This is a genomic window from Streptomyces endocoffeicus, from assembly GCF_016741935.1.
GTDB classification, from domain to species: Bacteria; Actinomycetota; Actinomycetes; order Streptomycetales; family Streptomycetaceae; genus Streptomyces; species Streptomyces endocoffeicus.
The window spans coordinates 21,528-28,518 of record NZ_JAERRG010000063.1; the positions used below are offsets into that span (position 1 = coordinate 21,528).

General features: G+C 70.0%; 5 protein-coding genes and 2 pseudogenes. 4 read left to right on the top strand and 3 right to left on the bottom strand.

Annotated elements, in window-relative coordinates; all coding sequences use genetic code 11:
• Nucleotides 1-232: 232 nt before the first annotated feature.
• Nucleotides 233-1,447, bottom strand: a complete 1,215-nt coding sequence (locus JK364_RS52185) for an MFS transporter (RefSeq protein WP_201858517.1) — start codon at nucleotides 1,445-1,447, stop codon at nucleotides 233-235.
• Between the two features lie 73 nt (nucleotides 1,448-1,520).
• Here JK364_RS52185 and JK364_RS52190 point away from each other — a divergent pair, with 73 nt between their 5' ends.
• The gene (locus tag JK364_RS52190; protein ID WP_201858518.1) at nucleotides 1,521-2,363 is read left to right on the top strand and encodes a LysR family transcriptional regulator; all 843 of its coding nucleotides are present in this window, start codon (nucleotides 1,521-1,523) and stop codon (nucleotides 2,361-2,363) included.
• Between the two features lie 91 nt (nucleotides 2,364-2,454).
• Nucleotides 2,455-2,915: pseudogene (locus JK364_RS52195) on the top strand (transposase family protein); the annotation flags it as partial.
• Between the two features lie 167 nt (nucleotides 2,916-3,082).
• Here JK364_RS52195 and JK364_RS56560 read toward each other — a convergent pair.
• A pseudogene (locus JK364_RS56560) lies at nucleotides 3,083-3,455 on the bottom strand (nitrate reductase subunit alpha); the annotation flags it as partial.
• A 610-nt stretch (nucleotides 3,456-4,065) separates the two neighbouring features.
• Entirely contained in the window at nucleotides 4,066-4,779 is a 714-nt protein-coding gene (locus JK364_RS52200; RefSeq protein ID WP_201858519.1) for a FadR/GntR family transcriptional regulator, read from the bottom strand.
• A 229-nt stretch (nucleotides 4,780-5,008) separates the two neighbouring features.
• Here JK364_RS52200 and JK364_RS52205 point away from each other — a divergent pair, with 229 nt between their 5' ends.
• Together JK364_RS52205 and JK364_RS52210 are read left to right on the top strand one after the other, a co-directional pair.
• Complete coding sequence (locus JK364_RS52205) at nucleotides 5,009-5,641, top strand: RraA family protein (RefSeq protein ID WP_201858520.1); 633 nt, start codon at nucleotides 5,009-5,011, stop codon at nucleotides 5,639-5,641.
• Nucleotides 5,642-5,741: 100 nt separating this feature from the next.
• The coding region (locus tag JK364_RS52210; RefSeq protein ID WP_201858521.1) for a mandelate racemase/muconate lactonizing enzyme family protein at nucleotides 5,742-6,991 on the top strand (1,250 nt) is incomplete at its 3' end.

Genomic DNA, 6,991 nt, shown 5'->3' on the forward strand with positions numbered 1-6,991 from the left:
TTTATGTCGCCGGGTTTATCGCGTGCGATGGCGCGGCTGACCGCGTCCCGCTACCCGGCCGCCTCGTGCGCGACGCCAACGGTTGACCAGGTCAAGTCCATCACTTTTGTCAGGAGCCCTTAGCCAGAGGTTGTCCCGTATGGGGTTGGGGGCATTCCGTGAGGGCCATGTTGTGGAGGCGTGCAATGCCAAGCATGGCCCGAGAAGGCTCAGCCACTGGATGGCAGGCAGATCATCGCGCGTCCGAGGCCCCGATGAGGCTGGGATCGCTGCGCGCCGACCGCGTCCGGCTGGGTGAGCGCCGGGACAGCAGCCATCCCATCAGCGCGGCGGCGAGGCCGGCCAGGCTGGCCGCCGCGAAGCCGCCTGCCGGTCCGGACGTGTCGATCGCCCCGCCGACGATCGGGACGCCGAGGGCGAAGCCCGCGCCCAGCGCCGAGGACTGCAAGCCTGTCGCCTCACCGCGCACGCTCGCAGGTGCGAGCCGGCTCACGGCGTCGGACAACGCGGAGAGAGTCGGTGCGGCAAGCAGCCCCGCGCCGCAGCCTGCCACACACAACCAGCGCCAGTCGTGGGCCAGTCCGGCGGGAATGGTTACCAGCCCGAGCAGGCCGAGCAGCAGCCAGGTGGGCAGCGGTCGCGGGAGCGCGCCGTACAGAAGCCCGCCGGCGATGGAGGCCGCGCCGTACACGGCCACTACGACGGCGGCCCAGGAGACCTGGCCGGCTTCCTTGAGAGTGGCCACGATGGCCAGGTCGGTACCGTTGAGCACGATCGTGGCGCCGAACGCCATCACCAGCACCGCGATCATTCTCCGGCCCAGCCACTCCCGGCGACGGGGGCGGTCGGCTGGGTCGGCCGGCGCCTCGTCCTCGGCCCGCAGCGGGGGGTTGAGCAGGGCGACCCCCGCTCCGCCCGCCACGATCGCAGCGCCGACGCCCCAGGCCACCACGCCGGAGGGCAGTTGTGCCGTGCAGAGGATCACGATCGGCGGGCCCACTATGTAGGACAGCTCGCCCTGTACCGCTTCCAGCGCGAAGGCGGCCCGGCGCTGTCCCGCCTTCGTCATCGCGGCGATCGCCTGCCTGGTCACCGTCGGGGCCGGCACCATCAGCAGACCTGCTACGAACGCGGCGGCCAGCAGGGTCGTGTACGGCAGTACCGCGACGCTCAGCCAACACGCGACCTGAACCACGGCGGTGATCAGCAGCACGATACGCGCGCCCCGCCGGTCGATCATGCGGCCCAGCAGCGGTCCGCCCAGCGCCAGACCGGTGGTCATGGCCGCCGCGGCTCCTCCCGCTGCCGCGTAGCTCATGTCCAGGCCCAGAACGACGTACATCGTCAGCGCCATCCCGGAGGCCGTGATCGCGGTGCGGGCGAGCAGCGAGACGCCCAGCAGCGATGCCATCCCGGGCACGGCGAGCACCTGTCGGTATCGAGTCACCCGCGTGACGCTAGCTCTAATCATCTGGCAATAGGAAGTGACCATATAGTTGGAGCCGATATAATGGATTTTTATGGCCAGGGATCTGGAGATCGTACTGCTGCGGTCGTTCGTCACCGCTGTGCGGGCGGGCAGCATCAGCCGCGCCGCAAGCGCGCTGGGGCAGAGCCAGCCCGCGCTCAGCCAGCAGTTGCGCAAGCTTGAGAACACCGTCGGTAGCCCCCTGCTCCTCCGGTCCACGACCGGCGTCTCGCCGACCCGCGCGGGTGACGAACTCCTGCCATACGCGGAGCGCATCCTCTCGCTCGCCGCGCAGGCACTCACGGAAGCCGGCCGCGCACTGACCGGCCACTGCGGCGTCGGGTTGCTCGAAGACCTCGCCGCGTCCCAGCTTCCGCAGGCCCTCGCCGACCTCGCCCGGCTGCATCCAGGCGCGACGCTTGAGGTGCTCAGCCTCTCCGGCGACGCGAGGCGCGAGGCGTACGACGCGGGACGCGTCCAGCTCGTGCTCGACGAGGCGGCGGACGTTCCCGGCCGGCCGCGCTGGACGGTGCGCCGACCGCTGGTCTGGGCGGTCGGCCAGGGTGTGGACTTGGCTGCGGATCCGCTACCCGTGGTGCTGTTCTCGGGCCCGTGCACATGGCGTGCGTCGGTGCTGGAAGGGCTGGAAGGTGCCGACCGCCGCTGGCGGGTGGCGTTCGAGAGCAACAGTCTCGTCGGTGTGCTCGCCGCGGTGCGGGCCGGGCTCGGCGTTACGGCGGTGCTGCCCGGGAATCTCGAACCGGCCATGGCGTGCCACGACGCGGACGCCCTGCCCAGCCTGCCGGATATCGAACTCGGCCTGGCCAGGCACCCGCGGACCGAAGGCGATCCGCTGGTCGATGCCGTGGAGACCGCGCTACGACGCATGGTCTGAGCGGCGCCGCCCTCTGCCCGCGCGTCGAGTGCCGCTCGAATCTGACCGAACCACTCGGTGTCCAACCGCCGCCCGTCGGCGTTGTCCGGTCATGGGTGGGGTGATGTCAGCAGGTGATCCGAAGTGGATCGAGTCGTTCGTCGGTTTGAGCCCGGTGCAGTTCGACCGTCTCGTCGCTTTGGTGCGGTGGCGGGGTGGTGACATCCAGCGAGGCCGGCCGTGGCGATTGCCGCTGGAGGACCGGGTGTTGCTGGTGGCCACGTACTGGCGCACGAATTTGACGTTGCGGCAGGTGGCGCTGCTGTTCGGGATCTCGAAGTCGGCCGCGGACCGGATCCTGAACCATCTCGCGCCGCTGCTGGCGATCTCCCCGGCCCGCCGCAGACGCGAGGGCACCGTGTACATCGTCGACGGCACGCTGGTGCCCACCCGGGACGCACTGTCGCGGCCTCGAGCAAGAACTACCGGTACTCGACGAACCTGCAGGTGGCCATCGATGCCAACAGCCGCCTGGTGGTGGTCACGCCCGCGCCGCCTCCAAGCCCTCGGAATCCCCCGGACTGGACATGACGCTGTCACAGCTGACGATCGGGCCGATGTTGCACGGCGGCTGATGGGCCAGGTCCTTCGGCAGCTGCCAGTCATCCACCGTGAGCTGGAAGGAGGGGAGCCGGCCGACGGCTCCGGCCAGGGCCGGCAGCCAGCCGACGCGTCGGCTCGCCTGTCCTGGGCGGGCCGGTTTCCAGGGCGCGGGTCTTGGCCGGCTCGCCGGTGATCTCCGCCCAGGTCGCCACGGGGCCGCCGAGGCGGCGGCGCGCCTCGCGCCACGGCTTCAGCAGCGCCCCCCGCGCGTACGGGTAGCGGACCCGGCTGGGGCGAGTAGGCGTACCAGGAGAACGACGCGCCGCGTGGGCAGTCCCGCGGTTCGTACCCGGGGCGGTCCGTACCGATCGACGGGTAGTCGGTGGCCTGGTGCTCCCAGGTGATGATGCCGTTCTTGACGTACACCATCCACGAACACGAGCTGGTGCAGTTGACGCCGTGCCTGAAGCGCACGACCTTGTCGTGCGCCCAGCGGTCCCGGTAGAACCCCTCGCGCTTCGGGTCGCCCCACGAAGACGGGCCGCCCGGTCCGGGCGCCGACCGCCCTCAGCCTGCTCAGCCTCCAACAGACTTGGGCGAGGGACCCTTGGCCCCTATCGATGGGCCCATTGGCCGCCGCGCCGGGACCGCCCGATGCCGGACGCTGGTTGCCGACCGACCTGGAGATATCCCGTGTGTCACCGCACCGAGCGCCCGTTCGGCTGTCTCCATCGCCGTCCCCCGTGGCGGGCGCCGCGCACGGGCCGGACCGGTCGGCGTCCGGCCGCCCGCCACGTCTGCCCTGACTCCCGGGCGGCCGGACGCACCCCGCGCGGTACCTGTCCGGCCCCGCGGCCCGCGCTCGTCCGCGTGTCCCTTGCGGCGCCGTCCACCGTGCCGTCTCGCCCCGACGCTGTCGTCGCGCGTCCGCAGGGACTTGGCCTACCGCAAGCGCAGTGCGGAGCCTGCGGCGCGTACCACCAGCACAGATGCCGACCGCCGGGGCTTGCCCGTCGCGCCGGACGAGGCGCGCGGGGCCGAGAACGCCAGGGTGTCCAGGGAGTGCGCCGCCTGAGGTTGCCGCCCGGCGCGACCCCTTGAAGCAGCGCGGGGCGGGTCGTCAGTCTGCGGCAGGCCGGGGCGGGTTCTCCAGGCCGTGCCGCGCCTGGGCGAGGTGATCAGCCATCGCTTTCCCTGCGCCTTCGATGTCTCCGGCGCGGACCTGCTCCAGGATGGTCGCGTGCGCCTCGACGATGCTGACGAGATCCCCTCCTGAGTCAACCCATCCGCTCCATACCCGACGGCGTAGCCGGTGCAGAAGCGGTTGCAGCGCATCGAGGGTAAGGCTGAACATGTCGTTGCTGGAGGCGCGGGCCAAGGCGGCGTGGAAGGCGATATCAGCAACGTGTAGCGCCTCGTCTCCTTCGGCGCCCCGCAAGTCTTGCAGCGCACGGTCCAGCTCGGCGAGTGCATGCTCATCACGATTGGCGGCGGCGAGTCGAGCGCTGCCGACCTCGACCACCTCGCGGAACTGCTGAATCGACTCGTCGTCCACGGCTGCATGCGCGACGCGGAAGGAGAGCAGGCGGCTGAGGTGAGAGGCGTTGGGGGTCGAGACCACGGACTCCCTACCTTGTTGCCGCTTCAGTACTCCGATCGCCGCCAGGCCGGCGATCGCTTCACGGATGACCGGCACGCTGACCTCGAACGTGGCAGCCAGCTCACCAGTGCCCGGGAGGGGGTCGCCGTCGCCGAGTCCGTTCTCGGTGATGTAGGTCATCAGCGCTTGAGTGGCTTGGTCGGTGAGCGAACTCCGTCGAATGGCAGTCGCCATGCCCCGATCCCTTCTCTTCACACTGCGCGTTCGCGTGCTCCCAGCTTGCCACACCTTGCTACTTGTCAACTTCTCTTATAAGTTTCGATGCAGAGGAGTCGCCGGTGTAGGGATACCCGGCCCGACACTGAGAGGGAGACCGCCTGTGCCCAGCTGCGGCCACGCTCCGACGGCCAGCGTCCCGCCGGCCACGAACGAAGATGGCGACCGTGACTCGTCCCGCTTCGCAATGATCCGCGAGCAGCTGTACACCCCGGTCGTCGGGGACGTCCTCGACCAGATGGGACTCGTGCACCAGTTCCTGCCGCCGGAGATCCGCGGAATCACCACCGACGCGGTCGTTGTCGGGCGAGCCATGCCGGTGCTGATCGCGGACGTGTTCGAGCCGCAGGCGCAGCCGTTCGGCCGGCTGACCGAGGCGCTCGATCAGCTCCAGCTCGGTGAGGTGTACCTGGTGCGCAACGGCGACGCGGTGCCGTGTGCCGCCTGGGGGGAGATCCTGACCGTGACGGCCAGGGTTCGTGGTGCCGCGGGTGCCGTCGTCGACGGCTACCACCGAGACACATCCGGCATTCTTGAACAGGGCTGGCCCGTGTTCAGCCGAGGCGCCTACGCACAGGACGCCGGGGTACGCAAAGCGGTACTGGACTTCCGCGTGCCGATCGAGATCGGCACGGTCCGGGTCACTCCGGGTGATCTGGTCGTCGGTGACCGGGACGGGGTACTGGTCGTACCTGCCGACGTCGAGGATGAGGTCCTCGGGCGCGCGCTGGAAAAGGCGGGCATGGAGAACCTGGTCCGGAAGGCCATCGAGAGCGGGATGAGCTCCACCGAGGCGTTCGCCGAGTTCGGCGTCCTGTGACCGCCCGCATCATCATTGCACCCGATCACTGCACGACCACGCCCGGAACCGCCACACCTGGGGACCGTGCGTCTTCCCCAATCGACAGCGAGGAACACTGATGAAGGTCCGCTCCTTGACCACTGCGGTCGTCGAGGCCAACTTCGACTGGACGATCCTGCGCCTGGAGACCGACGACGGCCAGGTCGGCTGGGGCGAGTCGTTCTTCGCGCCCGGCTTGACCCGCATTGTCGAGCAGATGGCCGAGCTCATCGTCGGTGACGACGCACGGCAGGTCAGCGCCGTGATCTCGCGGCTCCGGGCGGCCACGTCGGGCGCTGGCTCCGTGGGCGGCATCGTGCACAATGCGCTCTCCGGTATCGACGCCGCGCTCTGGGATGCCAACGCACGCGCGCTGGGGGTTCCGCTGTGGCGCATGCTCGGCGGTAGGTTCCAGGACTCCGTACGCGTCTACGCTGACTGCCACGGAGGCGCTGGTCTGATGGGCCTGGGCCCGATGCTCGACATCCGCCGCCCCCGGTGGGTCGCCGAGAATGACGTTGCCGCCGGCGAGGTAGGACGTAGCCTGTTCGACCCGGGCGCGGAGACCGAGCCGGTGGATCTCGAGTTGTTGGCCCGGCGAGCCGCGGAGGCGGTCGAGAAGGGGTTTGACGCGCTGAAGTTCGATCTCGACGTGCCCGGCCTGGTGCCGCTACGTCCAGGATCGCGCACCATGCCGACTGGCGCGGAGTCTCTGGCCCACGACATGGCCGACGCCATCCGTGACGGCGCTGGACCGGGCATCGAGCTGGCGTTCGACTTGCACTGGCGTTATGACTTCGGCTCGGCGGTCCGGCTCGCGCAGGCAGTGTCGCACCTGCCGATTCTCTGGCTCGAGGACCCGCTGCCCCCGGAGAACCTGCAGGGCCTGATCTCCCTCGCCCAGGTCGCGTCCGCTCCGCTCGGAGGAGGGGAGAACCTTGTGGGATACCGGGCATTCGAGCCGTTGATCAGCGCGGGGTCGCTGTCGGTGGTGACTCCGGATCTGGGGAAGGTCGGCGGGGTCGCGGAGGCGCGCCGGATCGCCGAGGCCGCCGACGCCCGCGGGCTCACCATCGCCCCCCACAACATCGCCGGGCCGATCGGGACGGCGTTCGCCGCGCAGGTGTCCTCGACGTGGCCCAACTTCCTGGCGCTGGAGTACCACGCCCAGGACGTCCCGTTCTTCGGCGAGCTGGTCACCACCCCGCTGATCGTCGATGGCGCGATAGAGATGACCGAGCGGCCAGGCATCGGTGTCGAGCCCGATCTCGACGTCGTCCGCCGCTGGGCCAAGCCCGGCGAGCCCTTCTTCGGCGTGGAAATCGTCTG

What these genes read in the sequence shown, in the direction of transcription:
- JK364_RS52190 (WP_201858518.1), top strand. Translation starts at nt 1,521, where the DNA reads ATGGCCAGGGATCTGGAGATCGTACTGCTGCGGTCGTTCGTCACCGCT.
- JK364_RS52200 (WP_201858519.1), bottom strand. Translation starts at nt 4,779, where the DNA reads ATGGCGACTGCCATTCGACGGAGTTCGCTCACCGACCAAGCCACTCAA.
- JK364_RS52205 (WP_201858520.1), top strand. Translation starts at nt 5,009, where the DNA reads ATGATCCGCGAGCAGCTGTACACCCCGGTCGTCGGGGACGTCCTCGAC.